The sequence below is a fragment of the Microbacterium sp. AB genome, from assembly GCF_032878875.1.
Taxonomy (GTDB): Bacteria; Actinomycetota; Actinomycetes; order Actinomycetales; family Microbacteriaceae; genus Microbacterium; species Microbacterium betulae.
In genome coordinates, this window is sequence record NZ_CP118157.1 from 3302701 (window position 1) to 3329479 (window position 26779).

At 71.1% G+C, this 26779-nt stretch carries 20 protein-coding genes; 10 read left to right on the forward strand and 10 right to left on the reverse strand.

All coding sequences use genetic code 11. The annotated features are described in order from the left end of the window. Positions 1-11 precede the first annotated feature (11 nt). The 4 genes from N8K70_RS15595 (at position 12) to glgP (ending at position 5743) form a co-directional block, all read left to right on the forward strand. A complete protein-coding gene (locus N8K70_RS15595; protein ID WP_317139268.1) occupies positions 12-1331 on the forward strand; it encodes an ABC transporter substrate-binding protein in 1320 nt (439 codons plus the stop codon). Continuing rightward, positions 1324-2250, forward strand: coding sequence for a carbohydrate ABC transporter permease (locus tag N8K70_RS15600; protein WP_317139269.1), 927 nt, complete (start codon positions 1324-1326; stop codon positions 2248-2250). Before N8K70_RS15595 ends, N8K70_RS15600 begins: the two co-directional genes overlap by 8 nt. After that, the gene (locus tag N8K70_RS15605) at positions 2240-3094 is read left to right on the forward strand and encodes a carbohydrate ABC transporter permease (protein ID WP_317139270.1); all 855 of its coding nucleotides are present in this window, start codon (positions 2240-2242) and stop codon (positions 3092-3094) included. The genes N8K70_RS15600 and N8K70_RS15605 overlap by 11 nt, the downstream gene beginning before the upstream one ends. 90 nt (positions 3095-3184) lie before the next feature. Then, entirely contained in the window at positions 3185-5743 is a 2559-nt protein-coding gene (gene glgP, locus N8K70_RS15610; RefSeq protein ID WP_317139271.1) for an alpha-glucan family phosphorylase, read from the forward strand. Between the two features lie 16 nt (positions 5744-5759). Here glgP and N8K70_RS15615 read toward each other — a convergent pair whose 3' ends face one another. From N8K70_RS15615 to dnaK, 10 genes are all read right to left on the reverse strand, one after another. Further along, positions 5760-6116: a GntR family transcriptional regulator gene (locus N8K70_RS15615; protein WP_317139272.1), complete on the reverse strand. Its 357-nt coding sequence runs from the start codon at positions 6114-6116 to the stop codon at positions 5760-5762. After that, positions 6113-7048, reverse strand: coding sequence for a hypothetical protein (locus N8K70_RS15620; RefSeq protein WP_317139273.1), 936 nt, complete (start codon positions 7046-7048; stop codon positions 6113-6115). Before N8K70_RS15620 ends, N8K70_RS15615 begins: the two co-directional genes overlap by 4 nt. A gap of 268 nt (positions 7049-7316) precedes the next feature. Then, the gene (locus N8K70_RS15625; RefSeq protein ID WP_317139274.1) at positions 7317-8048 is read right to left on the reverse strand and encodes a ThuA domain-containing protein; all 732 of its coding nucleotides are present in this window, start codon (positions 8046-8048) and stop codon (positions 7317-7319) included. Beyond that, a complete protein-coding gene (locus N8K70_RS15630; protein ID WP_394357845.1) occupies positions 8045-9166 on the reverse strand; it encodes a Gfo/Idh/MocA family protein in 1122 nt (373 codons plus the stop codon). The genes N8K70_RS15625 and N8K70_RS15630 overlap by 4 nt, the downstream gene beginning before the upstream one ends. A gap of 175 nt (positions 9167-9341) precedes the next feature. Then, positions 9342-11486 (reverse strand): glycogen debranching protein GlgX, encoded by a 2145-nt coding sequence (gene glgX / locus N8K70_RS15635; RefSeq protein WP_317139276.1) that lies wholly within the window; start codon positions 11484-11486, stop codon positions 9342-9344. Between the two features lie 86 nt (positions 11487-11572). Beyond that, positions 11573-12469: a ribokinase gene (locus N8K70_RS15640; RefSeq protein ID WP_317139277.1), complete on the reverse strand. Its 897-nt coding sequence runs from the start codon at positions 12467-12469 to the stop codon at positions 11573-11575. Between the two features lie 249 nt (positions 12470-12718). Next, positions 12719-13162, reverse strand: coding sequence for a heat shock protein transcriptional repressor HspR (locus N8K70_RS15645; RefSeq protein WP_317139278.1), 444 nt, complete (start codon positions 13160-13162; stop codon positions 12719-12721). Between the two features lie 20 nt (positions 13163-13182). After that, positions 13183-14166 carry a DnaJ C-terminal domain-containing protein gene (locus N8K70_RS15650; RefSeq protein WP_317139279.1) on the reverse strand — a complete coding sequence of 328 codons (984 nt, stop codon included), beginning with the start codon at positions 14164-14166 and terminating at the stop codon, positions 13183-13185. 74 nt (positions 14167-14240) lie between these two features. Then, positions 14241-14861: a nucleotide exchange factor GrpE gene (locus tag N8K70_RS15655; RefSeq protein WP_317139280.1), complete on the reverse strand. Its 621-nt coding sequence runs from the start codon at positions 14859-14861 to the stop codon at positions 14241-14243. Then, entirely contained in the window at positions 14861-16720 is a 1860-nt protein-coding gene (dnaK, locus tag N8K70_RS15660; protein WP_317139281.1) for a molecular chaperone DnaK, read from the reverse strand. Before dnaK ends, N8K70_RS15655 begins: the two co-directional genes overlap by 1 nt. Before the next feature lie 185 nt (positions 16721-16905). Between dnaK and N8K70_RS15665 the strand changes: the two genes are divergently transcribed. From N8K70_RS15665 to N8K70_RS15690, 6 genes are all read left to right on the forward strand, one after another. Next, positions 16906-18312 carry an MFS transporter gene (locus tag N8K70_RS15665; RefSeq protein WP_317139282.1) on the forward strand — a complete coding sequence of 469 codons (1407 nt, stop codon included), beginning with the start codon at positions 16906-16908 and terminating at the stop codon, positions 18310-18312. Positions 18313-18360: 48 nt separating this feature from the next. Further along, entirely contained in the window at positions 18361-19263 is a 903-nt protein-coding gene (locus tag N8K70_RS15670) for a PRD domain-containing protein (protein WP_317139283.1), read from the forward strand. Positions 19264-19465: 202 nt separating this feature from the next. Then, positions 19466-21346, forward strand: coding sequence for a beta-glucoside-specific PTS transporter subunit IIABC (locus N8K70_RS15675; protein ID WP_317139284.1), 1881 nt, complete (start codon positions 19466-19468; stop codon positions 21344-21346). Between the two features lie 77 nt (positions 21347-21423). Beyond that, positions 21424-22854 carry a glycoside hydrolase family 1 protein gene (locus N8K70_RS15680; RefSeq protein ID WP_317139285.1) on the forward strand — a complete coding sequence of 477 codons (1431 nt, stop codon included), beginning with the start codon at positions 21424-21426 and terminating at the stop codon, positions 22852-22854. A 218-nt stretch (positions 22855-23072) separates the two neighbouring features. Beyond that, positions 23073-23903, forward strand: a complete 831-nt coding sequence (locus tag N8K70_RS15685; protein ID WP_317139286.1) for an HAD family hydrolase — start codon at positions 23073-23075, stop codon at positions 23901-23903. A gap of 199 nt (positions 23904-24102) precedes the next feature. Then, positions 24103-26709: an immune inhibitor A domain-containing protein gene (locus N8K70_RS15690; protein WP_317139287.1), complete on the forward strand. Its 2607-nt coding sequence runs from the start codon at positions 24103-24105 to the stop codon at positions 26707-26709. Positions 26710-26779 lie beyond the last annotated feature (70 nt).

Genomic DNA, 26779 nt, shown 5'->3' on the forward strand with positions numbered 1-26779 from the left:
AGGAGGCCGTCATGTCCGCATCCATCAGAAACCGCCGCCTCGTGCGGGCCGCGGCGGTGTCCGCCGTCGCAGCGCTCTCGGTCACGCTCGCGTCCTGCTCGGGCGACACGGGCTCCGGAGGCGACGCGGGCGGCGAGGAGCTCACCGTGCTCCTCATCACGTCGCACGAGGGCGCGTCCGAGCGGCTCGCGGAGCGCTACGAGGAGGAGACGGGAGTGACCATCAACCCGGTCATCGTCCCCTACGACGAGATCGGCAACACCCTCGCCCTCGACCAGCAGTCCGGCGCCAACGAGATCGACGTCGCAGCGCCCTGGTACGTATCAATCGGCGATCTCGCCGCCGACGGCGCCATCCAGGACCTCACCGACTGGATCGAGGGCACGCCTGAGATCGACGAGGACGACTTCATCCCCTCGATCTACGACCCCTACACGCTCGTCGACGACCGCCGCTACGGCCTGCCCTTCGACGGCGACACGCAGGTGCTCTTCTACAACGAGGAGATCCTCGAGCGGAACGGCTTCGCCGAGCCCCCGGCCACCTGGGACGAGTACGTGGAGCAGTCCCGCGTCATCACCGAGAACGAGAGCGCGGACGGCGTCTACGGCAACGTGATCTTCGGCCAGAAGTCGCCGCTCATCCTCGGCGCGAGCTTCGCCAACCGCCTCGCCGGGTTCGGCGGGGAGTTCCTCGACGAGGACGGCGAGCCCGTCATCGACTCCCCCGAGGCGGTCGCCGCGGCGCAGTCGCTCGCCGACTCGATCGCGTCCGCTTACCCCACGCCCGCCGAGACCGCCTTCGGCGAGGGCAACTCCGCCTGGTACGCCGGCAACGCGGCCTTCATCGAGAACTGGACCGACCTCGGCGTCGGCTCGCAGACGAACCCCGACTCCACGGTCGCCGACAAATGGGGCGTGACGCTCCTGCCCGTCGGCGGCGACAACACCGAGCAGCGCGCCTCGCTCGTCGCCGGCTTCACGTGGGTCATCGCGGCGAACACGGACAAGACCGAGCTCGCGCAGGACTTCATCCAGTGGGCCGCCTCGAGCGAGGTCAACGAGGAGCTGCTCGTCGCCGACCCGCAGACGGGCATCGACCCCAACCGGCTGTCGTCGCTCGAGAGCGACAGCTACGGAGAGGCCTACCCGGAGCTGCAGGAGGTCAACCGCGCGACGCTCACGGGCGCCCTCGCCTGGCCGACGGGCGAGAACGCCACGCAGGCCGCCGAGGCGCTCACCGACGAGCTCGCCAAGCTCATCGCCGGCGACGTCACGGCGCAGGAGGCGCTCGACGCCGTGCAGGCCGAGTGGGAGCAGCTCCTTGGCTGACGCCGCCATCGCGGTGCGCCCGCCCCGACGCCCCCGTCCGGGGCGGCAGGCGTGGGCGCACCGCCTCTTCGTCGCGCCGAGCGTGCTCACGCTCCTCGTGCTCGGCGTCTATCCGCTGCTCTTCATCGTCGCCGCGGCGTTCACCGACTCCTCCCTCGGCAATCCGTTCCGCGAATGGGTGGGGACGGCGACGTTCGAGACCGTCCTCGCGGACGGCGATGCGATCGCCGCACTGTGGCGCACGGTGGCCTACGCCGTCGCCGTCTCGGCGGCGAGCCTCGTGCTCGGCGTCGTCACCGCCGTCGCGCTCGCGGGCGCCGTGCGGAGCGGCGCCATCGTCCGCACGCTCCTGCTCCTGCCGCTCATCACCCCGCCGGTCATCGTCGGCACGCTGTGGAAGCTCGTCTACAACCCCGGCGGCGGCCTCCTCGCGGTCGTGTTGGGGCTCTTCGGCGTGCCCGCGGCGTCCGTGGCCCCGCTGTCCTCCACGACCTGGGCGCTCCCCGCCATCGCCGTCGCCGACGTGTGGGAGTGGACGCCGCTCGTGGCCATCCTCGTGTTCGCCGCGCTCGTCTCGCAGGATCCGGAGCCGATCGAGGCCGCCCGGCTCGACGGCGCCCACGGTGTCCGTCTGTTCCGGCACATCACCCTCCCCTCGATCGCCGGGGTCGTCGCATCCGCCTTCTTCATCCGGCTCGTCCTCGCCTTCAAGGTGTTCGACCTGATCTTCACGATGACCTCGGGAGGGCCGGGGCAGGCCACGACGACCGCCTCGTACCTCATCTACCAGGCGGCGCTGCGCGAGTTCGACGTCGGCAAGGCGTCCGTCATCACCCTCCTCCTCGCCGTGGTGGTGACCGTCGCGACGGTGCCCGTCGCGATCGCCGCCCGCAGATTGCAGAGGAACCATGAGCACTGACCTCGTCACGGCGCCTCGCGCACGCAGGAACCCGACCGCGGGAAGAGGCATCGGGGCGACCGTCCTGCTCGCCGTGCTGCTGGTCTTCTTCACCTTGCCGCTCGCGTACCTCGTTTCGGTGTCCCTCATGGGGCGGGACGAGACGGGCCAGGGCCTGCTCGTCTCGACGAACCCGCAGTGGTCGAACTGGTCGGACGTCGTCACGCAGTCCGACCTGCTGCGCGCGATCGGGAACTCGCTCTTCGCCGCCCTCGTCGGCGCGGCCCTCACCCTCGTCCTCGCCGTGCCGGGCGCCTGGGCGATCGTGCGCTTCCGCACCGGGGGCGCCACGCTCGCGGCGACCGTGACGAGCCCGTGGCTGCTGCCGCCGATCGTGGCCGTCGTCCCGCTGTTCACGTTGCTGCGGGTGCTGTCGCTCAACAACACCCTCATCGGGCTCACGCTCGTCTACGCGCTCATCAACGTGCCCGTGGCCGTCTGGCTGCTCGAGGGCTTCGTCCGCCGGCTCCCGGTCGAGATCGAGGAGGCGGCACGGCTCGACGGCGCGGGATCGTTCCGGCTGCTCGCGAGCATCGTGACGCCGCTGCTCCTGCCCGCGCTCGTCGCCATCGGCATCATCGTCGCGGTGCTGAACTACAACGAGTTCCTGCTGGCGACCTTCCTCACCCAGAGCCCCGACTCCCAGACGCTGCCCGTCGTCCTCTCCCTGTTCTACGGCGAGCGCACACCCCACTACGGGAAGATCGCCGCGGCGTCCGTCATCGGCGTGCTGCCCCTGTTCGCCACGGCCGTGGTGCTCCAGCGGCACCTGGTCGGAGGCCTCGCGGTCGGGGCGGTGCGGTAGGACCGGGTCCGCGCCGTCCCGGATTTCCCGCGGGTTACGGGATGGCGAAAGCCCGGGCCGGGCGCACGTCCGTGCACTACCGTGAGCGTCATGCGCGCCATCCGTCGCTTCACCGTCCGCCCCGTCCTGCCCGAGCCGATCGCCGCGCTCGGCACGCTCGCGACGAACCTCCGCTGGTCGTGGCATGCACCCACACAGGACGTCTTCGCCGCGGCGGAGCCGGAGGTGTGGGCGTCCACGCAGGACCCGGTGCGAGTGCTGGGCGCGCTCACGCGCGGGCGCCTCGACGAGCTCGCCTCCGACGACGCGTTCCTCGAACGGCTGGGCCAGGCGCAGGCGAGCCTCGACGCCTACCTCTCGGATGACCGCTGGTACCAGCGCGCCATGCCGCACGGGCCGCGGTCGATCGCGTACTTCTCCCCCGAGTTCGGCGTCACGGCCGTGCTGCCGCAGTACTCCGGCGGGCTCGGGATCCTGGCGGGCGATCACCTGAAGGCCGCGAGCGACCTCGGCGTCCCGATCGTCGGCGTCGGCCTGCTCTATCGGCACGGCTACTTCACCCAGTCGCTGTCGCGCGAGGGATGGCAGCAGGAGAGCTACCCGCTGCTCGACCCCGACGAGCTGCCCCTCACGGCGCTGCGCGAGGCCGACGGGAGCCCCGCGACGGTCTCCATCGCGCAGCCGGGCGGCCCCGACCTCGTCGCCCGCATCTGGGTCGCGAAGGTCGGCCGCGTGCCCCTTCTGCTGCTCGACACCGATGTCGAGGGCGCACCGGAGCACCACGTCGCCGTGACCGACCGGCTCTACGGCGGCGACGTCGAGCACCGCCTCCGCCAGGAGCTGCTGCTGGGCGTCGGCGGTGTGCGCGCCGTGCGCGTGCACAGCCGCATCACGGGCGCGCCGGAGCCCGAGGTCTATCACACCAACGAGGGGCACGCGGGGTTCCAGGGCCTCGAGCGCATCCGCGAGCTCACGTCCGGAGAGAGCGGCCCCGGGCTCCCCTTCGACGCCGCGCGAGAGGTGTGCCGCGCCTCCACCGTCTTCACGACGCACACGCCCGTTCCCGCCGGCATCGACCGGTTCCCGCGCACGCTCATCGAGCAGTACTTCTCCTCGGACGGCGCCACGCCGGGCGTCCCCCTCGACCGCGTGCTCGCACTCGGCGCGGAGGAGGACCCCGGCGTCTTCAACATGGCCGTCATGGGATTCCGGCTCGCGCAGCGCGCGAACGGCGTCTCGGAGCTGCACGGCCAGGTGAGCCGCGGGATGTTCCACGGCCTGTGGCCCGCCTTCGACGAGGCCGAGGTCCCGATCACATCCATCACGAACGGGGTGCACGCCCCGACGTGGGTCGCACGCGAGCTGCAGGGGCTCATCGCCGAGCTCGGCGCCGACGCCGACGGCGACCCCGCCGAGTTCGAGCGCGCGATCGCAGCCGTGCCCTTCGACCGGATGTGGGGGCTCAAGCACGGGATGCGCCGACGGCTCGTCGACGACGCGCGCTCGCGGCTGCGCGCCTCATGGCACGGGCGCGGCGCCTCCGACGCCGAGCTCGGATGGATCGACGAGGCCCTGTCGCCGGACGTCCTGACGATCGGCTTCGCCCGCCGGGTCCCCTCCTACAAGCGCCTCACCCTCATGCTGCGCGACCCCGAGCGGCTCAGGCGCATCCTGCTCGACCCCGACCGCCCCGTGCAGCTCGTGATCGCGGGCAAGGCCCATCCCGCCGACGACGGGGGCAAGAGGCTCATCCAGGAGCTCGTGCGCTTCGCCGACGACGCGGAGGTGCGCCACCGCATCGTCTTCCTGCCCGACTACGACATCGCCATGGCGCTGCCCCTCTACCCCGGCTGCGACGTGTGGCTCAACAACCCGCTCCGCCCCTATGAGGCGTGCGGCACGAGCGGTATGAAGGCGGCGCTCAACGGCGGGCTCAACCTCTCCATCCTCGACGGATGGTGGGACGAGTGGCACGACGGCGGCAACGGCTGGGCCATCCCCTCCGCCGACGGCGTCGACGACCCCGACAAGCGCGACGACCTCGAGGCATCCGCGCTCTACGACCTCCTCGAGCACGAGATCGCGCCGCGCTTCTACGACCGGGACCCGGACGGCCTGCCCGCGCGATGGCTCGAGATGCTGCGGCACACCCTCGTCTCGCTCGCCCCGAAGGTCCTCGCCACGCGCATGGTGCGCGACTACGTGCGCGAGCTGTACGGACCCGCGTCGTCGAGCTCCCGCGCCCTCGACGGCGGGTACGCCGGCGCCGTCGAGCTGGCGGAGTGGAAGGCCCGCGTGGCGGACGGATGGCCCGCCGTGCGCGTCGAGCACGTGGAGTCGGGCGGCGCGGGCGATGCCGCCGAGGTCGGGACGTCGCTCCCCGTGCGCGCATTCGTCGCCCTCGGCGGGCTCTCGCCCGACGACGTCTCCGTGCAGCTCGCGTGGGGACGCGCCGTGGGCGACGACGAGATCGCCGACCCGCAGCTCACGCCGCTGACCCTCGCCGAGACGTACGAGGGCGGGCGCCTCTGCTTCTCCGGCGCCATCCCGCTCGACCGGTCGGGCGCCTTCGGGTACACCGTGCGCATCGTGCCGCGCCATCCCCGGCTGGCGTCGGTCGCCGAGCTCGGCCTGGCGACCGTGGCGTAGGCGCCGATCCCCGGGCTCAGCCCGGCCAGACCGCGCGGAGCACCTGGACGAGCTCGTCCACCCCGACCCCGGCCTTGACGCCCTCCTGGGCGAACCGCCGCGCACCCTCCACAACGGCGGGAGGCGTCGCGCTCGCGGTGCGACTGACACGAGTGCCGGCGCCCGTGCGGGTGGAGAGCAGCCCCTCCTCCTCGAGCGCCTTGTACGCCTTGGCGACCGTCCCCGGGGCGATCGCGAGGTCCTTGGCGAGCTGACGGACCGAGGGCAGGCGCGCATCCCCGAGCAGGCGTCCCGAAACGATCAGCCCTCGCAGCTGGTCGCGGATCTGCTCGGCGGGCGGAGCGCCGGACGACAGGACGATGCGAAGCGTCATCGCGCACCCTGAGCAAGAGCCTCGACACGGCGGGCGGGGATCCGGAGGGCGAGGAGCAGCAGGCCGAACAACAGTGCGAACCCGGCGGATGCGAGCACGAAGGCACTCACCGAGAAGAACGGGCCGAACCCGGCGATGGGCGATCCGGCCTCCAGCGATCCGCCCGCCGCCGGGAACGACCCCCGGATGGACGCCGCCCCGGCGAGCGAGCCGAAGATCTCACCGAGGTGGAGGAGGAGAGCGCCCACCGCAGCGAGGACCGTCTCGCGACTCAACGAACGCCGGACGGCGATGTCCTCATCGCGGTGGACGGCGAGTGGGGGCCGTGCGATGAGCGAGAGGCCGGCGATCAGAACCGCACCGAGCGCCACCAGCGCAACGAGCGAGGGCGCGGAGTAGTACCAGCCGTAGATGGTGGTACCGATGCTGGCGGTGCCGAGGTCGACGGTGTAATCGGTGTAACGTCCTTCGGCCGAGGGACTCGACGCGAGGCCTGTCAGCACAGTGACGACGACGATCGCTGCGGTGATCGCACCGAGCGCGACCCACCATGCCGGCCGAGTGAACGACGCGATCGTGCGCGGCGACAACTCGGCCACGCCTCCCGCACCGCGCGTCCGCGGGCGCAGCACGATGAGAAGAAGGGTGCCGACGATGCCCGCCGCGAGCGGCGTGACGAAGATCACGATCTGGCGCAGGTCATGGGCGTCGCCGCCGCTGAGCCATTCGAATGCGAACGGCAGTTGCAGGACCACGGCGACGCCGAGCACGAGGACGATCACAGCCCCGGCGCCGACGAGACTCGCCGTCGCGGCACGACGCGGCGTCGCGACCGCTCGGCCCCGCCACGACGCTATGCCCCGCAGGACGAGCGCGATGAGAAGCCCGACCACCGCCGGGGCGAACACGTGCAGGAGAGCGAACCAGACCATGAGCCACCTCACCGTCGTCGACTTGTATCAGCACGATGATACACTATGTATCAGTGGATTGATACATTTCTGACGTCCCTCCCGGATGCCCGAGACCATCCGCCGGCCCGCCACGCAGGATCACTTGGACGTCCGTTGGTGCCGTTGTGCCGTTCTCAGCGGCCAGAACCGCACAACGGCACCAATCCTCTGCACACGTCACGCGTCGTTGGTGCGGAAGTGCCGTCATCCGGCGCGAGAACAGCGCTTTCGCACCGATGAAGGACGGCTAGACCCACTCCCGACGCGCGGGATTGCTCACCTCGGGCGCGCGGCGCTCAGCGGAGACCGGTGCCGCCCAGCGCACGGCGTTCGCGAGCACGCGCCGCACCTGCGGGTGGAAGTAGACGGGGTACTCCTGGTCGCCGGGGCTGAAGTAGAAGATGCGGCCGCGTCCCCGCGTGAACGTCACGCCCGAGCGGAACACCTCCCCACCCTCGAACGAGCTGATGAAGACCTGGTCGTCGGGGTTCGGGATGTCGAAGTGCTCGCCGTACATCTCCTGCCGGTCGATGACGATCGGATGCTCCACCCCCTCGGCGATCGGATGCCCCGGCGCCGTCGTCCACACGAGCTCGCGTTCGCCGTCGTTGCGCCACGCGAGCGAGCAGGTCGCCCCGAGCAGACGGGTGAAGACCTTCGCGAAGTGGCCGGAGTGCAGCACGATCAGGCCCATGCCCCCGAGCACGTGCCGCTGCACGCGCGCCACCGCCTCGTCCGACACGTCCTCGTGGGCGACATGACCCCACCACAGGAGCACGTCCGTCGCCGCCAGCGCCTCCTCCGCGAGCCCGTGCTCGGGGTCGGCCAGCGTCGCGGTCCGCACGGAGACCTCGTCTCCGAGCAGCTCGCCGAGCCCCTGGGCGATGGCGCCGTGGATGCCGTCCGGGTAGATCTCCCGGATGGCCGGCTGCGTGGTCTCGTGGACGTTCTCGTTCCACACGAGTGCGCGGATGGTCATGCGTCTCCTCCGATGATGCGCAGGTCCTCGTCGAGGGCGACCTCCCGGCCGGCCGTCGCGGAAGCGTAGCAGGCGTCGACGAGCCGGGCGCGGCTCAGCCCGACGCTCCCATCGTGCTCTCGCCACGTCGACGGGTCGGCGACGTGCGCGAGGAACGTCTCGACGACCGCCGCGTGCCCGCGACCGGCCGGCGCCTCGACCCGGGTGTCGAGCCTCTCCTCGCCGTCTCCCGTGAAGACGGTCAGCTCGCCGGACGGGGCGTAGTCGACCACGGACAGGTCGGCGCCGCCCTCGGTGCCGTAAAGCGTGATGCCGAACTCGTCGGGCGTCGACCGGTGCGAGGCCCAGCTCGTCTCCAGCACGATCGACCCGCCGCCCTCCAGCCGCAGCAGGACCGCGGCGAGGTCCTCGACCTCGTACGCGGATCCGGTGCCATGCTTGACGCCGCCGGACCCTCCGAGGCCCCGCGGACCGAGCTCGGCGTGCGTGACGGCGGAGACCGCGGTCACGCGCGGCTCGCCCATGAGGTGCAGCGTCCAGTCGAGCACGTGCACGCCGAGGTCGACGAGGGGTCCGCCTCCCGCCATCTCCGCGCTCGTGAACCAGCTGCCGAGCGCGGGGATGCCGGCCCGGCGCAGCCACATCGCGCGCGCGTGGTACGGCCGGCCGATCGTGCCGTCCTCGACCGCGGCGCGCACGGCCTCGATGTCGCCGCGACGACGATGGTTGAACGTCACCTCGAGGATCCGCCCGGCCTCGCGAGCGGCATCGACCATCGCCTGGCCCTCCTCGCCCGTGCGCGCGAGGGGCTTCTCGCTGAGCACATGCGCGCCGACCCGCAGGGCCGCGATGGCGATCGGCGCATGCAGGAACGTCGGCACCGCCACGCTGATCACGTCGAGGTCGCCCCGCGCGACGAGCTCCTCCCCGTCGGCGTATGCGCCGGTCACGCCGTACTGCGCGGCGAGCTCTGCGCGGACGTCGTCCTCCTTGCCCGCGATCGCGACGAGGTCGACCCCGGGGGCCGCGTCGTAGGCGGCCATGTGCTGCTGTCCGGCCCAGCCGATGCCGACGACGCCGGCGCGGATCCTGCCCGGCTCGTTCTGCTCGTGGGGGATGGATGGACGCTCGGTCACGGGTTCTCGACCTCCCGCCGCCTCGGCGGCATCGTCTCTGCGTGCGGTCGAGGCGGACGGGGAACGTGTCCTCCTCGACACTATTATTTAGACTCCAAATTTATACCCTGGACCGCGAGACGCCAAACGACCGCCCTCTCGCGGCGGCCGGCGGCGGTCACAGCGACTGCATCACGACCACGGTGCGCGGGCCCATGACGAGCGGGGCGTCGACGGTGACGCGCGTGCCCTCCGCCACCGCGGCGTCCGTGGACAGCACGACGTCTCCCATCCGGATCCACTCGTTCTCGGGGAACGTGATCGTCACCTCCGCCTCGCCCGCGTTGAGCCAGAGCAGGAAGGAGCTGTCGACGAGCTGCTCCCCCCGCGGGCCGGGCTCGCGCAGCGGGCCGCCCGAGACGAACATCCCGATCGTCTTGAGACCCGCGTCGGCCCAGTCGTCCGTCCGCATCCGGCGCCCGGCGGGGTGGAGCCAGACGAGGTCGGCCGGGCCGCCCTTGATCGTCGGCGACCCCTCGAACCAGTGGCGCTGACGGAGCGCCAGATGCTCCCGGCGCAGCCTCAGCGCCGCCTTCGTGATCTCGTACACGTCGAGCCACGCGTCGTCGGGGCGCCAGTCGACCCAGGAGATCTCGTTGTCCTGGCAGTAGGCGTTGTTGTTGCCGCCCTGCGTGCGGCCGCGCTCGTCGCCCGCCGTGATCATCGGCACGCCGTTCGAGAGGCACAGCGTCACCATGACGTTGGCGGCCTGGCGGCGCCGCAGCGCGACGATCGCCGGATCGTCGGCCTCTCCCTCGACGCCGTGATTCCACGAGCGGTTGTTGTCCGTGCCGTCGCGGTTCTCCTCGCCGTTCGCCTCGTTGTGCTTGCGGTCGTAGCTCACGAGGTCGCGCACCGTGAAGCCGTCGTGCGCGGTGACGAAGTTCACGGAGTTGTAGGCCGAGCGCCCGTCGTCGGCGTAGAGGTCGCTCGATCCGGCCAGGCGGGTGGCGACGTCGTGGATCGCGCCCTGCGCTCGCCAGAAGTCGCGGATGGTGTCGCGGTACTGGTCGTTCCACTCCACCCAGGGCGGCGGCATCCTCCCGACAAGGTAGCCGTCCGTCGAGACGTCCCACGGCTCGGCGATGAGCTTCACGTGCCGCAGCACGGGATCCTGGTCGACGGCGACGAGGAAGGCGCTCCGGAAGTCGATGTCGTGTCCGGTGCGCGTGAGGGCAGAGGTGAGGTCGAAGCGGAACCCGTCGACGTGCATCTCCGTCACCCAGTACCGCAGCGAGTCGAGGATCAGCCGCAGCGCGAACGGGTCGGACGTGTCGACGGTGTTGCCGCATCCCGTGACGTCCCAGTACGCGTCGTCGAAGCCGCTGCCCTCGCCGATCACGCGCTTGTAGAACCCGCGGTCGTCGAAGCCGCGGAAGGACAGCGTGGGGCCGCCGGGACCGGCCTCGGCCGTGTGGTTGTAGACGACGTCGAGGATGACCTCGATGCCCGCCCGGTGCATCGCGCCGACCATCCGCTTGAACTCGTCGACCTGCCCGCCGCGATCGCCCGAGGCCGAATAGGCCGCGTCCGGCGCGAAGTAGCAGAGCGTGTTGTAGCCCCAGTAGTTGACGACGCCCCGCTCGAGCAGGGCGGGCTCGGAGAAGAACTGCTGCACGGGGAGCAGCTCGACGGCCGTGACGCCGAGATCGCGCAGGTACTCCACGACGGCCGGCTCCGCGAGGCCCGCGTAGGTTCCGCGCAGCGGCTCCGGGACGCGGTCGTGCAGCTTCGTGAAGCCCTTCACGTGGAGCTCGTAGATCACGGTGTCGCGCCACCGCGTCCTCATGGGCTCGTCGCCCTCCCAGTCGAACGACGGATCGACGACGACGCTGCGCGCGGTGTACGCGGCCGAGTCGGTGTCGTCGCGGACGGTCTCGTCGTCCTCGCGCGCCCCGTGGATCGGCTGCTCCGCGATGATCGTGCCGCTCGTCGCGAGGGCGTAGGGATCGAGCAGCACCTTCCGCGGGTTGAAGCGGTCGCCGTTCGCCGGATCCCACGGCCCGTCGACCCGGTAGGCGTAGCGCTGCCCGGGCGCGATGCCGGGGATGGCGCCGTGCCAGACGCCCAGCGAGCTCTCGGTGAGCTCGTGCCGCGTCTCGCGGCCCGCCTCGTCGAAGAGGCACAGCCACATGCGCGTCGCACGCGGGGCGTGGACGGCGAAGTTCGTCGACTCGGCGCTCCACGTCGCACCCAGCGGCCGGTCGCGTCCGGGCCAGATCGCCGTCGTCTCACCCATCCGGGTCCATAGCTGCGGGCTCACACGGTCATTGTCCACGAGGTGACGACGGGGAGCAGCCATTGCGCGTCGGCGCTCCGGGACGAGAAGCGCATCCGGCGCGCGGCGTCCTAGCCGAGCACGGCCTCGATCTCCGCACGCGTCGGCATGGCCGGAGCCGCTCCCGGCCGCGTGACGGAGAGGGATGCTCCGGCCGTCGCCGCCTCGACGGCCTCCGGGAGCCCGGCGCCGCAGGCGAGCCAGGCGATGAGCACGCCGACGAAGGTGTCGCCGGCGCCCGTCGTGTCGACCGCGTCGACCGTCCGCGCCGGCACGACGTCGACGATCTCGCCGCCGCGGGCGATCAGGGCGCCCCGCGAGCCGCGCGTGACGATGACCGTGCCGGCCCGCTCGCTGAGACGCCGGGCCGCAGCCTCGCCGTCCTGCTCGCCGGAGAGCGCCAGCGCCTCCGACGCGTTCGGCACGAGGATGTCGACGAGCGGCAGCAGGCGAGCGGCCCCCGCGACGACGGGCGCGGGGGTGAGGACGGTCAGCGCGCCGGCGTCCCGCCCTGCGGCGAGCGCCCGCTCGACCAGCCCGAGCGGTCGCTCGAGCTGGAGGACGACGGCGGATGCCCGGGCGATCTGCGCGCGGTCGGCCTCCGCGAGCGCCGCCTCGCCGTTGGCGCCCGCGACGACGACGATGCTGTTCTCGCCGTCGTCGAGGACGCTCACCTGCGCGATGCCCGTCGGCTCCGCGGATGTGCGCAGGGCCGCCGTCCCGATTCCCTCGGCCTCGAGGAAGCCCCGCAGCTCGCGCCCGAACCCGTCGTCGCCCACGGCGCCGCCGAACTCCACGACGGCGCCGGCGCGTCGAGCCGCGACGGCCTGATTGAGGCCTTTGCCGCCGGCCCCGGTCGCGAAGCCCGTGCCCGCCATCGTCTCGCCGGGCTCCGGAAGGCGCGGCTGCCGGGTGATGAGGTCCATGTTCGCGCTGCCGATCACGACGATCGGTCCTGCCTGACTCATCCGCTGCCTCTTCCCTCGTCGGCCGGGGCTCCGGCCGTCCGCACCTTCACGCTAACGCCCCGTCACGGGTGAAACGCACCTGTCGCATATATGCCGCAGTTTGTGTGCTACATTCGAAGAGCCCGAAACGCACGAGCGTGCGAGTGCCCGGCCGCTTGACCCCCCCCCTCTGCGGCCGGGCACTCGTGCTCTGCGCAGGCTGACGCCATCCCGACCGGTCACGACGCGGGACGGCGGACGGCGGGGCTTCTACTCCTCCGAGCGGGGGCGCCAGAGCACGACGTCGGTCTGCCGCCGCACGCGCGTGCCGGAGCGCAGGGTGATGACGGCGCCGTTCGCGCTCGTCGCGAAGACGCGGGCGCCGGGGCGCTGCTCGCGTTCCGCGCGCAGCTCCTGCTCGAGCGCCCTGACTCGCCCGCGCAGCTCCTGCACCTCGTTCTCCATGTGCAGGATGCGCTCGATGACGGCCAGGCGGACGCCCTCGGTCGACAGGCGCGCGACCTCCCGCAGCTGCTCGATGTCGCGCAGGGAGTACCGGCGGGATCCGCCGCGCGTGCGGCCGGGGACGACGAGGCCCATCCGGTCGTACTGGCGAAGGGTCTGCGGATGCATGGCGGCGAGCTCGGCCGCCGCCGCGATCGGGAAGATCGGGGCGCGGGGATCGACTTCGGCCGGATCGCGCGGGATCGGCATCGTGCTCACCTCCTGGTTCGCTACTGCCGGGCTTTCGCCATCATGTCAGCGCGCGGGTTCTCCTTCGGCTCCGCCTCGCGGTACGCGTCGAGCGCCGCGCGCGCCCTGTCGTCGAGGTGGGAGGGGACGGCGACGTGCACCTCGGCGAGCAGGTCGCCTGTGCCCTTCTGCGACGCGATGCCGCGCCCCTTGACGCGCAGCACACGGCCCGAGGGCGTCCCGGGTGCGACGCGCAGCTTGACGGGGGTGCCGCCGAGGGTCGGGACCTCGATGGTCGCGCCGAACACCGCCTCGGTGAAGGTGACCGGCACCGTCACGCGCACGTTGAGGCCGTCGCGTGTGAAGACCGGATGCGGGCGCACGGCGATCTCCACCACGATGTCGCCGCTCTCGCCGCCGTCCGAGGAGGGACGGCCGCGGCCGCGCAGGCGGATCTTCTGCCCGTCCGCGACGCCTGCGGGGATCTTGACCTTGAACGGCTTGCCGTCCTCGCCCTGCAGCGTGATGGTCTCGCCCTTGGCGGCCGTGGTGAAGTCGATCGTGGTCCGGGCGCGCACGTCGGCGCCCTTCTGCGGGCCGCCGAATCCGCGGAATCCGCCCGAGGGCTGCCCGAACCGGCCGGAGCCGAAGTTCGTCGTGCCGCCGCCTGCGCCGAACATCGAGAAGATGTCGTCGAAGTCTGCGGGGCTGCCGCCGCGCTGCTGCGTGAAGCGGCTGAACACGTCGTCGAAGCCGCCGCCCGTGCCGCCCGCGGTGAAGCGCGCTCCGGAGCCCATGGCGCGCAGCTCGTCGTACTCGCGGCGCTGCTCCGCGTCGGAGAGCACGGCGTACGCCTCGCTGATCTCCTTGAACTTCGCCTCGGCGGCGGCGTCCCCCGGGTTCGAGTCGGGGTGGTACTTGCGGGCGAGCTTCCGGTAGGTCTTCTTCAGCTCCGCGTCACCGACGTCCTTCGAGACGCCCAGGACCTTGTAGAAGTCCTTGTCGAACCAGTCCTGACTGGCCATCTGCACCTTCTTCTCACGTTACGTCTCACGGGGGAGGGCGGCCGGCCCCGCCACGGCGGGGCCGGCCTGCACGGTCACTCCGCCGGGACGGCGACGACGACCTTCGCGGGGCGCAGCTCCACGTCGCCCAGCCGGTACCCCACCTCGACGACCTCGAGGATCGTGCTCTCGGTCGCACCGGGGGTGGGCTGCTGGAAGATCGCCTCGTGGCGCTGCGGGTCGAACGCCTCGCCGGCCTCGCCGAAGGCCGTCAGGCCCAGGCGCTCGGCGACTCCGCGCAGCTTGGCCGCCACCGCCGAGAACGGCGTGCCCTCGGCGAGGTCGCCGTGCTTGTCGGCACGGTCGAGGTCGTCGAGCACGGGCAGCAGGCCCTTCACGGCCTCGCCCTTCGCCCGGGCGATCTCGACCTCACGCTGCTCCTCGGTGCGGCGGCGGTAGTTGGCGTACTCCGCCTGCAGGCGCTTGAGGTCGTGCAGCAGCTGCGTCTCGTAGTCGCTCTTCTCCGCCTCGGCCGCCTCGTCCGTCTGCTCGGCGCTGAGGATGTCGTCCACGGTGAAGCCGTCGACGCCGTCCTCGGCCTCAGCCTGCTGCGCGTCGGGGTCGGAAGCGCTCGCCTCCGACCCGTCCGCGGCCGGCTGGACCTCGTCGCCGTCGGGCTGCTCTCCCTGGGGCTCTTCGAAGTCCTTGTCGGTCATCAGCTCTTCTTCTCGTCCTCGTCGTCGACGACCTCGGCGTCGATGACGTCCTCCTCCGGCGACTCCTGCGCGCCGTCGGGAGCGTCCTGCGGCGCCTGGGCCTGCTCGGCCTGGGCCTGCTGGTAGATGGCCTCTCCCAGCTTCGTCTGGCTCTCGTTGAGCGTGTCGAACGCGGTCTTCACCGCGTCGTCGTCGTCACCCGCGAGAGCGGTCTTGAGGGCGTCGACGTCGGCCTTCACGGAGTCCTTGACCTCGGCGGGGAGCTTCTCGTCGTTCTCCGAGATGAGCTTCTCGATCGAGTACGCGAGGGTCTCCGCCTGGTTGCGGACCTCGGCGGCCTCGCGGCGCTTCTTGTCCTCGGCCGCGTGCTCCTCGGCCTCGCGGACGAAGCGGTCGATGTCGTCCTTCGACAGCGCGCTGCCGCCGGAGATCGTGATCTTCTGCTCCTTGCCCGTGCCCTTGTCCGTCGCCGACACCTGGACGATGCCGTTGGCGTCGATGTCGAAGGTCACCTCGACCTGGGGCACGCCGCGCGGGGCTGGGGCGATGCCGGTGAGCTCGAAGGTGCCGAGCGGCTTGTTGTCGCGGGTGAACTCGCGCTCGCCCTGGAAGACCTGGATCGCGACCGACGGCTGGTTGTCGTCGGCGGTCGTGAAGGTCTCGCTGCGCTTGGTCGGGATGGCCGTGTTGCGCTCGATGAGCTTCGTGAAGATGCCGCCCTTGGTCTCGATGCCGAGGCTGAGGGGCGTGACGTCGATGAGGAGGACATCCTTGCGCTCGCCCTTGAGGACACCGGCCTGGATGGCGGCGCCGACGGCGACGACCTCGTCCGGGTTGACGCCCTTGTTGGGCTCCTGCCCGGTCTCGCTCTTGACGAGCTCGCCCACGGCGGGCATCCGGGTCGAGCCGCCCACGAGCACGACGTGCGCGATGTCGGACACCTTGATGCCGGCCTCGCGGATGACGTCCTGGAACGGCTTCTTCGTGCGCTCGAGCAGGTCTTTGGTGAGGTCCTCGAACTTCGCGCGCGTGATCGTCTCGGAGAGCGAGACGGGGCCGTTCTCGGTGAGCGACAGGTACGGGAGGTTGACACTGGTGCTCGTCGACGAGGAGAGCTCCTTCTTCGCCTGCTCCGCGGCCTCCTTGAGCCGCTGGAGGGCGATCTTGTCACCCGAGACGTCGACGCCCGTCGTCTCCTTGAACTGCTTGATGAGGTAGTCCACGACGCGCTGGTCCCAGTCGTCGCCGCCGAGGCGGTTGTCGCCGGAGGTGGCGCGCACCTGGATCGTGGAGAAGTCGTCGTCCTTGCCCACCTCGAGGAGCGAGACGTCGAACGTGCCGCCGCCGAGATCGAAGACGAGGATGAGCTCGTCCTCCTTGCCCTTGTCGAGGCCGTAGGCCAGCGCGGCCGCCGTGGGCTCGTTGATGATGCGCAGGACGTTGAGGCCCGCGATCTCGCCGGCCTCCTTGGTGGCCTGGCGCTCGGCGTCGTTGAAGTACGCCGGGACCGTGATGACGGCGTCGGTGACGGTGTCGCCGAGGTACTGCTCGGCGTCGCGCTTCAGCTTCTGGAGGATGCGCGCCGAGATCTCCTGCGGCGTGTACTTCTTGCCGTCGACGTCGAAGGTCCAGTTCGTCCCGATGTGACGCTTGACCGACGCGAGGGTCCGGTCGACGTTGGTGACGGCCTGACGCTTGGCGGTCTCGCCGACGAGCACCTCCCCGTCCTTCGTGAACGCGACGACCGAGGGGGTCGTGCGGAAGCCCTCGGCGTTGGCGATGACCTTGGGCTCGCCGCCTTCGAGGACCGAGACGACCGAGTTGGTGGTCCCGAGGTCGATACCCACAGCACGTGCCATGTTGCTTCTCCTTCTGTTGCTGCCTGAAGTCTGCGCGCGATCTTGAGCCGCGCTGACTCAAGGATAGGGCCCCGGCACGGCTCTGTCAACAAACTTGATACGGCCGGACTCAAGTTCTGAGGCGCGTCATACTGAGGCGGACGGCGCGGCGCCGCGCCATCCGCCGTTCACCGAGGAGCCCTACCATGACCGACATGCCCGAGCGCGCGCGCCCACCTGCGCCTCCCCCGACCGCGGACAGCGCGGCGGTGCCCGTCATGGGCCTGGAGCTCGCGGAGCGCAGGCGCACGTCGCGCGCGACGATCTTCGCGTGGGCGCTCTGGGACTGGGCGACGCAGCCGTTCAACACCGTCGTCCTCACCTTCATCTTCACGGCGCTGTACCTCACGACCGACGCGTTCCTCCCGCCGGAGATCCGGTCGCTGCCCGAGAGCGACCCCACCCGGGTCGCCGCCCTCGCGGACCTCGCGTCGGGGCTCGGATGGGGCACGACGGCCGCGGGGCTCCTCATCCTGTTCCTCGCGCCCGTGCTCGGGCAGCAGGCGGATGCCGCCGGCCGCCAGAAGCTGTGGCTCGGCATCGGCACGGGCGCGCTCATCGTCTGCATGCTGGGGCTGTGGTTCGTCGAGCCGGAGCCCGCGCTCTTCTGGCTGGGCGTCGCGCTCATCGCCGCCGGCACCGTCTTCGGCGAGATCGCCGCGGTCAACTCCAACGCGATGCTCATCGGCATCGCGACGCCGAAGACCATCGGCCGGGTGTCGGGGCTCGGATGGGGCTTCGGCTATCTCGGCGGCATCGTGGCGCTCGTGCTCGTCGTCGTCTTCTACGCGGGCGGATGGTTCGGGCTGCCCGACGACGACGGCCTGCCGTTCCGTATCATCGCGGTCGGCTGCGCGCTGTGGACCCTCGTGTTCTCCATCCCCGTCTTCCTCAAGGTGCCGGAGCCCTCGCTCGGCCGCCCGGAGCGGAAGGTCGGCTTCCTCCGCTCCTATGCGCTGCTCGCGAGGGACATCGCGGGCCTCCACCGCGAACCGGCCACGCGCCCCACGTTCTGGTTCCTGCTCTCCAGCGCCGTGTTCCGCGACGGGCTGGCCGGCGTGTTCGTCTTCGGCGCCATCATCGCCGAGAGCGTGTTCGGGTTCGGGTTCCTCGAGCTCGTCGCCTTCGGCATCGCGTCGAACCTCGTCGCGGGCGTGTCGACCGTCCTCGCCGGCCGCCTCGACGACCGCTTCGGGGCGAAGGCGATCATCCTCTTCTCGCTGGGCGCCATGACGATCTCCGGCCTCGTCATCTTCCTGTTCGCCGGCGGCGGCAGCCCCGTGTTCTGGGTCGGGGGGCTCATCCTGTGCGTCTTCGTCGGCCCCGCGCAGGCCGCGTCGCGCTCGTTCCTCGCGCGCGTCACCCCGGCGGGGCGCGAGGGCGAGATCTTCGGCCTCTACGCCACGACGGGCCGCGCGGCGAGCTGGATGGCCTCGGCCATGTGGTCGCTGCTCATCGTCATCGGCGGCGCGACGGTCTTCGGCATCCTCGGCCTCGTGACCGTGCTCTTCGCCGGACTCCTGCTCCTCCTGCCCGTGAAAGCCGTGCGCTGAGCACAAAGAACGGGCATGCGCCCTGCTCGGCCGCATAGAATCCGTGCCATGAGCGACGCGACGCCTGCGGGCGCCCCCGGCCCGGCGATCCGGAAGGTCCTCAACAACAACGTCGTCGTCGTGGCAGGACCGGACGGCACCGAGCGCGTCCTCATGGGCCGCGGCCTGGGATTCCAGCGACGCGCCGGCGACGAGGTCGACCCCGCCCTCGTCGACAAGGTCTTCGTGCTCGACCAGGGCGCGGACCGCGTCCACATCCAGGAGCTGCTGGCGTCCGTCCCGCTGACGATCGTCGACGCCGTGCTCGCCGCGGTCGCGCAGGCCGAGAAGGACCTGGGACGGGACCTGGGACGCCACCTTCCCATCGCCATCATCGACCACATCCAGTTCGTGCTCGAGCGGCTCGACGAGGGCCTCCGCATCCCCACCGCAGCCGGCCCCGAGCTGACCGCCCTCTACCCCGACGAGTACGCGACCGCTCAGCGCATGTCCGCGGCCATCGGGGAGCGTCTCGGACGCGAGCTGCCCGACGAGGAGGCGGTGTTCCTGACGATGCACGTGCTCGCCGCGACGGCCGACGAGCAGAACGGGAACGCGGCGCTGCTCATCCGGCGCGTGCAGCACGTCGTCTCGACGGTGGAGTCGTCCATCGGACGCGAGCTCGACAAGACCACGCTCGACTACTCGCGCTTCGTGCTCCACGTGCGGTTCCTGCTGCAGCGGCTCGTCAGCGAGCGGATGCTCCAGACCGCCGACACGTCGTTCTTCCAGTTCGCGCGCAACAACTACCCGCGCTCCTACGGTGTCGCCACACGCGTGCGCGAGTGGGTGCTCGCCGCCACGGGCTCGCTGCTCACCGACGAGGAGATGCTGTACCTCATCGTGCACGTCGAGCGGCTGACCCGCGCCACCGCCGCGAACGACGACTCCGACGCGCCGACACGGGTGTAGAGTGGGTTGCGCAGGGCGAAGGCGTCCTGCAGGATCCCCAGGATCGTGACTGCTCGGCAGGCGAAACCTGAACTCCGCGGCGCATGTGCGCCGCTCATGGAGTTCAGGTTTTTTTGTTGCCCGCCGACGGGGGCGGCAGGCGAAACGGGTGGGCTCTTTTCATGATGACGGCTGCAGGGAAGCGGCCAGGAAGAGAAACACCATGGACTACGGCAAGGTCGCCGAGGGCGTCCTCCAGGGCGTCGGAGGCGACGACAACGTCGCGAGCGTCTACCACTGCGCCACTCGGCTCCGGTTCACGCTGAAGGACAACGCCAAGGCCGACAAGGCGGCCGTCACGGCGACACCCGGCGTGATCACCGTCGCCGAGGCGGGCGGGCAGTATCAGGTCGTCATCGGCAACGAGGTCCCCGAGGTCTACGCGGCTCTCGGCAAGATCTCGAAGGCCGCCGCGGGCGAGGCCGCGAAGCAGCCGCTGGAGAGCGGCGACAAGCCGAACCTCTTCAACCGGTTCGTGAGCATGATCTCCGGCATCTTCCAGCCGCTGCTCTGGGCGCTGGCGGGCACGGGCCTGCTGCAGGCGTTCGTGGTCGCGTCGGTCACGTTCGGATGGCTCGACGCCGAATCCACGACGTACACGATCCTCTACGCGCTCTCGAACGCGTTCATCACGTTCCTGCCCCTGGCCATCGCGATCACCGCGTCGAAGTACTTCGGCGCGCAGCAGTTCACCGCGATGGCGATCGCCGGCGCGCTCGTCTATCCGTCGATCACCGCCCTCAACGGCGTCGAGGGGATCACCTTCTTCGGCATCCCCGTGACGATGGTCGGCTACACGTCGAGCGTCATCCCGATGATCGTGGCGGTCTGGCTGCAATCCCACGTGGAGAAGTTCCTCTACGCCAAGCTGCACGCGACGATCCGGCGCTTCCTCACGCCGATGCTCGTCGTCCTGGTCTTCGTGCCGTTCATCTTCCTCGTCATCGGCCCCCTCTCGTCCCTCGTCAGCGGCTGGCTCGCGGGCGGAATCGGCGGGCTCTTCGACATCGCCCCCTGGCTCGGCGGCGCGATCATGGGCGGGCTGTGGCAGGTCTTCGTCATCTTCGGCCTGCACTGGGGCTTCATCCCGCTCATGACCCTGGAGTACCAGGAGACCGGGTCGATCCTGCTGTCGGCGCCGCTGTGGGCGGCCGTGCTCGCGCAGTCCGCCGCGGTGGCCGCGGTCGCCGTCCGCACGAAGAGCCAGGCACGCCGGTCGCTCGCCACGCCCGCGACCCTCTCGGGCTTCCTGGCGGGCATCACCGAGCCGGCCATCTACGGCGTGAACCTCCCGCTCAAGCGCCCGTTCATCTTCGGCGTCGTCGGCGGCGCGGTCGGCGGCGCGATCATCGCCCTGGGCGGTGTCGCGTCCAACAACCCCGGCGCGCTCGCGAGCGCGCTCTCGATCCCCGCGCTCGTCGGGCACGGCAACTTCGCCTTCGCCGCGGTCGGCATCCTCGTCGCCGTCGTCCTGGCGTTCCTCCTCACCGTCGTCTTCTTCAAGGAGCCGGCGGACGAGAAGGGAGCGCCCGACGCCGCGACGGACACAGCCGACCTCGTGGTCGGCAGCCCGTTCACGGGCACGGCCGTCGCCCTCTCGGAGGTGCCGGACGAAGGCTTCGCCGGCGGCCTCCTCGGGGCGGGCGCCGCCGTGAACCCGACGGCGGGCCGCGCCGTGGCGCCCTTCGACGCCGAGGTCGTGGCCGTCTTCCCGACCGGTCACGCGATCGGCCTGCGCCACGCGAACGGCGCGGAGCTCCTCATCCACATCGGCATCAACACGGTCGCGCTGGGCGGAGAGCACTTCACAACGAAGGTCGCGCAGGGCCAGCGGGTCGCCGCGGGCGACGTGCTCGTCGAGTTCGACGCCGCGGCCATCGAGGCGGCGGGATACTCGCTCGCGAGCCCCGTCATCGTCACGAGCACCGACGCCTTCCCGACGGCGGCGCCCCAGACGACCGGTCCGATCGAGGAGGGACAGCCCCTCTTCCTCGCCCTCGCCGCTGACGCGACCCCGGCCGACAGCGCTCCGGCCGTCTCCTGACGGACCCGGCCGGGCCCCGCTCCCGCGTGGCCCGGCCGCCCGACACGAATCCGACACGACCCGCAGAAAGACAGACCATGCCCCACACGACTCACACGCCCTTCCCCGACGGCTTCCTCTGGGGCGGCGCGACGGCGGCGAACCAGGTCGAAGGCGCCTACGCCGAGGGCGGCAAGGGACTCTCGGTCCAGGACGTGATGCCTCGCGGCATCGCGGGCCCCCGCACCGAGAGGCCCACCCCCGACAACCTCAAGCTCGAGGCCATCGACTTCTACCACCGCTACGCGGACGACATCGCCCTGTTCGCCGAGATGGGCTTCAAGACGTACCGGTTCTCCATCGCCTGGAGCCGCATCTTCCCGAACGGCGACGACGCCGAGCCCAACGAGGAGGGCCTGGCGTTCTACGACCGCGTGCTCGACGAGCTGGAGCGCCACGGCATCGAGCCGCTCGTGACGATCTCCCACTACGAGACGCCCCTGCACCTCGCGGAGACGTACGACGGGTGGGTCAGCCGCGACCTCATCGGCTTCTACGAGCGCTACGCGCGCACGCTGTTCGAGCGCTACGGCTCGCGCGTGAGGTATTGGCTGACGTTCAACGAGATCAACTCGCTCGTGCACGCGCCGTTCATGAGCGGGGGCATCGACACGCCCCAGGAGGAGCTGAGCGAGAAGAGCCTCTACCAGGCCATGCACCACGAGCTGGTCGCGAGCGCCCGGGCGACCCGGATCGCCCACGAGATCGCCCCGGACGCCCGGATCGGCTGCATGGTCCTCTCGATGCCGATCTACCCGCTCACGCCGTCCCCCGACGACGCGCTCGCGGTCATGGAGTCCGATCACGCGAACCTCGTCTACGGCGACGTGCACACCCGCGGGCGCTACCCCGGCTACTTCCTGCGCACGCTGCGCGAGAAGGGCATCGAGCTGGACATCACGGACGAGGACCTCCAGGACCTCGGGAACACGGTCGACTTCGTCTCGTTCAGCTACTACATGAGCGCCGCCGAGACGGCCGATCCGGCCAAGCGCGCCGCGGGCGACGGCAACATCATGGGCGGGGTGCCGAACCCGACGCTCGAGTCGAGCGAGTGGGGCTGGCAGATCGACCCCGTCGGTCTCCGGATCGTGCTGAACCAGTTCTGGGACCGGTGGCAGAAGCCGCTGTTCGTCGTCGAGAACGGGCTGGGCGCGAAGGACGAGCTCGTCGAGGTCGACGGGCGCAAGACCGTCGTCGACGACTACCGCATCGCGTACCTCAACGACCACCTCGTGCAGGTGGGCGAGGCGATCGCGGACGGCGTGGAGGTGCTCGGCTACACGACGTGGGGCTGCATCGACATCGTCAGCGCCAGCACGGCGCAGCTGAGCAAGCGGTACGGGTTCGTCTACGTCGACCGGAACGACGATGGATCGGGGACCCTCGAGCGGTACCGCAAGAAGTCCTTCGACTGGTACGCCGAGGTCATCCGCACGAACGGCGCGAGCCTCACCGCCGCGCGCTGAGCCACCGGCCGCCCGAGTCCCCCGTCCCGGGCGGCCGGTCCTCCCCGGGAAGAGGCGGAACCCGCCCCGACCCGGAACACGGAGGTCCCGCGGGCACCCGGACATCCCCCCATCCGTCCGGATTCCGCGGGATCTCCGGCATCCCGGGCGCCGATAGGGTCGAGGGGGCCCGCCCTTCCCGCCCGGCGCCGCCCATCACGCACCACCGAGAGGCATCCATGACCCGTCGCCGCATCGTCTTCCTCGACATCGACGGGACGATCATCGATCACGACGGGCGCATCCCCGCCTCCGCCGAGAACGCCATCCGCACCGCGCGGTCGAACGGGCACATCGTGCTGCTGTCGACGGGCCGCTCTCCGCTGGAGGTCGACGACCGGCTGCACGCCATCGGACTGGACGGCGAGGTCACGAGCGCCGGCGCCTTCGTGCGGATGGGCGAGGAGTGGGTCGTCGAGCGGCTCATGCCCGAGCCGAAGGCGCGGCGGATGATCGCGGTCTTCGAGGAGCTCGGCCTCGACTACACCCTGCAGGGGCGCGACGCCGTCTATCCCACGCCCGGGCAGCGCGAGCGCCTGCGCAGGCTCCTCGAGCTCGACGGCCGCGCCGACCTCGCGCACATGCGCCGCGGGATCGGCCGTCACCTGCAGGACGCGGGAGCCGCGCCCCTGGATCGCATCGCCAAGGCGGTCTTCGCGAGCGACCGCCTCGACGCCTTCGAGGCCGTCGGGCGCGAGCTCGGCGACGAGGGCTTCTCGGTCATCACGGGCACGATCCCGCACCTCGGAACGGCAGGCGGCGAGGTGTCTCCCGCCGGCGTGAACAAGGGCACGGCCATCCTCCTCCTGCTCGACCGACTCGGCGTGGACGCGGCCGACTCGATCGGCATCGGCGACAACAACAACGACCTCGAGATGCTCCGCGCCGTCGGCCTGGGCATCGCGATGGGCAACGGCACGCCGGAGGCGAAGGAGGCCGCCGACGAGGAGACCGAGGCCGTCGGCGACGACGGCCTCGCGAAGGCCTTCGCCCGGCACGGCCTGATCTGACGCCGGGCTCCCGCACCGGGGCCGTGCACGGCGGGGCGCGCAATGGGCAGAACTGCCCATCCTCTCCATGACGAAACACGTCGTCGTCATTCCTGCGTAACGCCTGAGTGTCTAGGTTCGGATCATCCGCTCGCGACGACGTCAGCCGCCGCCGATGCGAAGGCCGGACAGGCCGGCCGACACGACGTTCGGAGGAGAAGTGAGATCACGCACCGCATGCGCCCTGGGCGCAGCCTTCCTGCTCGCCGGGGTCCTCTCCCCCGCAGCGGCCACGGCGGCACCGGCGGATGAGGCTCCGCCGCCCGACACGGCTCTCCCCGCCCAGGCGGACGACCGCCCCGACCCGCTCGCCGAGAAGCGCTCGGCCGAGAAGCAGCGCGCGGCCGAGCTCGTCGCCACCGGAGCGGCGGAGATCCAGGAGCGCGGCTCGGGGGAGAACACCACGCGCTCCGTCGAGATCGCGCCCGACGACTGGGTCGAGTACGGCGTCGAGGAGACGGCTCAGCTGTTCTCGATCCTCGTCGAGTTCGGCGACACCCCGGACGAGCGGTTCCCGGACGCCCCGACGGCCGGCCCCCTGCGCAACGAGATCCCCGAGCCGGCAGAGGACGACAACTCCACCTACTGGGAGGAGGACTTCTCCCGCGAGCACTACGAGGAGATGTTCTTCACGGGTCTCGAGGATCAGGGCGGGGAGTCGTTCCGCGGCGTCTACGAGGAGCTCTCGTCGGGCCGGTTCGATCTGCAGGGCGACGTCTCCGACTGGGTGACCGTGCCCTACGCGGAGGCCTCCTACGGCCAGACCGAGTCGCAGGCCGACATGACCCGCTTCATCCAGGACTCCGCGGACGCCTGGTACGCCGACCAGCTCGCGCAGGGCACGTCCCCGGACGAGATCGTCGCGTACCTGCAGAGCTTCGACGTGTGGGACCGGTACGACCTCGACGGCGACGGCGTCACGAACGAGCCCGACGGGTACATCGACCACTTCCAGGCCATCCACGCCGGCGAGGGCGAGGAGGCCGGAGCGCCGGAGTGGGCCATCTGGTCGCACCGCTGGGCGGTGAACCAGGCCGGCCTCGGCGTCGACGGGCCCGCCGACTACGCGAAGGCCGGCGGCGTGCGGATCGGAGACACCGACATCTGGATCCGCGACTACACGACGGAGCCCGAGAACGGCGGCCTCGGCGTCTTCGCGCACGAGTTCGGCCACGACCTCGGCCTGCCCGACTACTACGACACCGCGGGCGGCGAGAACGGGACGGGCTTCTGGACGCTCATGAGCTCCGGCTCGTGGCTCGGCCACGGCGACGGCTCGATCGGCACGACGCCGAACCACATGGGCGCGACCGAGAAGCTGTTCCTCGGATGGCTCGACTACGAGACGATCGACGCGGGAGAGACCGGGACGGTCGAGCTCGGGCCCGCTTTCCACGCCACGACGAGACCGCAGGCGGTCGTCGTCGACCTGCCGCCCGGCGAGGAGTTCGTCGAGACCGGGCCCGCCGCGTCCGGCACGAGATACTTCTTCTCCGGCAGCGGCGACTCGCTCGACAACACCGTGACGAGCCCTGCCTTCGCGGTGCCGGATGCGGCATCCCTCACGGCGCAGGTCTCGTACGACATCGAGACCGACTGGGACTACGCCTACGCCGAGATCACCACGGACGAGGGCGCGACCTGGACGCCGCTCGCGACCGACCACTCGACGTCCGACGACCCGAACGGCAACAACCTCGGAGAGGGCATCACGGGCGCGACCGACGGATGGACGCCGCTCGCGGCCGACCTGTCGGCCTACGCGGGGCAGACGGCGCAGATCCGCTTCCGGTACGTGACGGACGCGGCCGTGTCGAACCCCGGCTTCCAGGTCGACGACATCGCCGTGGGCGACGCGCTGTCGACGGACGTCGAGGACGGCGGCGAGGGATGGGAGCGGTCGGGCTTCGTGCTCATCGAGGACGGCGGCTACACGGTCCCGTTCGACCACTACTACATCGCCGAGAACCGCGCCTACGGCGGGTACGACACCACGCTCGCGGAGGGGCCGTACAACTTCGGCTGGGCGCTCTCGAACGAGAACCGCGTGGAGCACTTCCCCTACCAGGACGGCCTCCTCGTCTGGTACGCCAACGGGCTGTACGGCGACAACAACACCTCGGCCCACCCGGGCGGCGGGCAGGCGCTGCCCGTCGACGCGCGCGCGGCGGCGCTGACCTGGTCGGACGGGGAGATCGCCCGAAACCGCATCCAGACGTTCGACGCGACGTTCGGGCTCGACAGGACCGACCCGATCTCGCTGCACCGGGAGACCGAGGCGGGCGAGACGACGCTCACGCTGCCGTCGCAGGCGGCCGTTCCGCTCTTCGACGACACGGATCCGTATGCGTACTACGACGACGCGAACCCGCAGGGATCCGTCGTGGTCGGCGGGACGGGCACGACGATCGAGGTCGTCGCCTCCGATGCCCGCGAGGGCACCGCGACCGTCGAGGTGCGCAGCGCGACGGACGACCCGCTCCCGTGGGAGGCCGACAAGGTGTACCGCGCCGGCGACACCGTCTCGTACGACGGCGCGACGTGGCTCGCCGCCTGGTACACGCAGGGCCAGGAGCCCGGCGACCCGTGGGGGCCCTGGCAGGAGATCGCCCCGGAGGACGAGAACGGGGTCGCGGCCTGGACCCCGTCGCGCATCTACGAACGCGGCGAGCGCGCGTCGTTCGACGGACAGGTCTACGAGGCCCAGTGGTGGACGCGCAACCAGCAGCCCGGCGACGCCTGGGGGCCCTGGAAGCCGGAGAGCTGAGGCACCGGCCCGCGTGCGGGGGACGACGCGTCGTCACGGCGCGTCCTCCCCCGCGCGCGGGGGACGACGC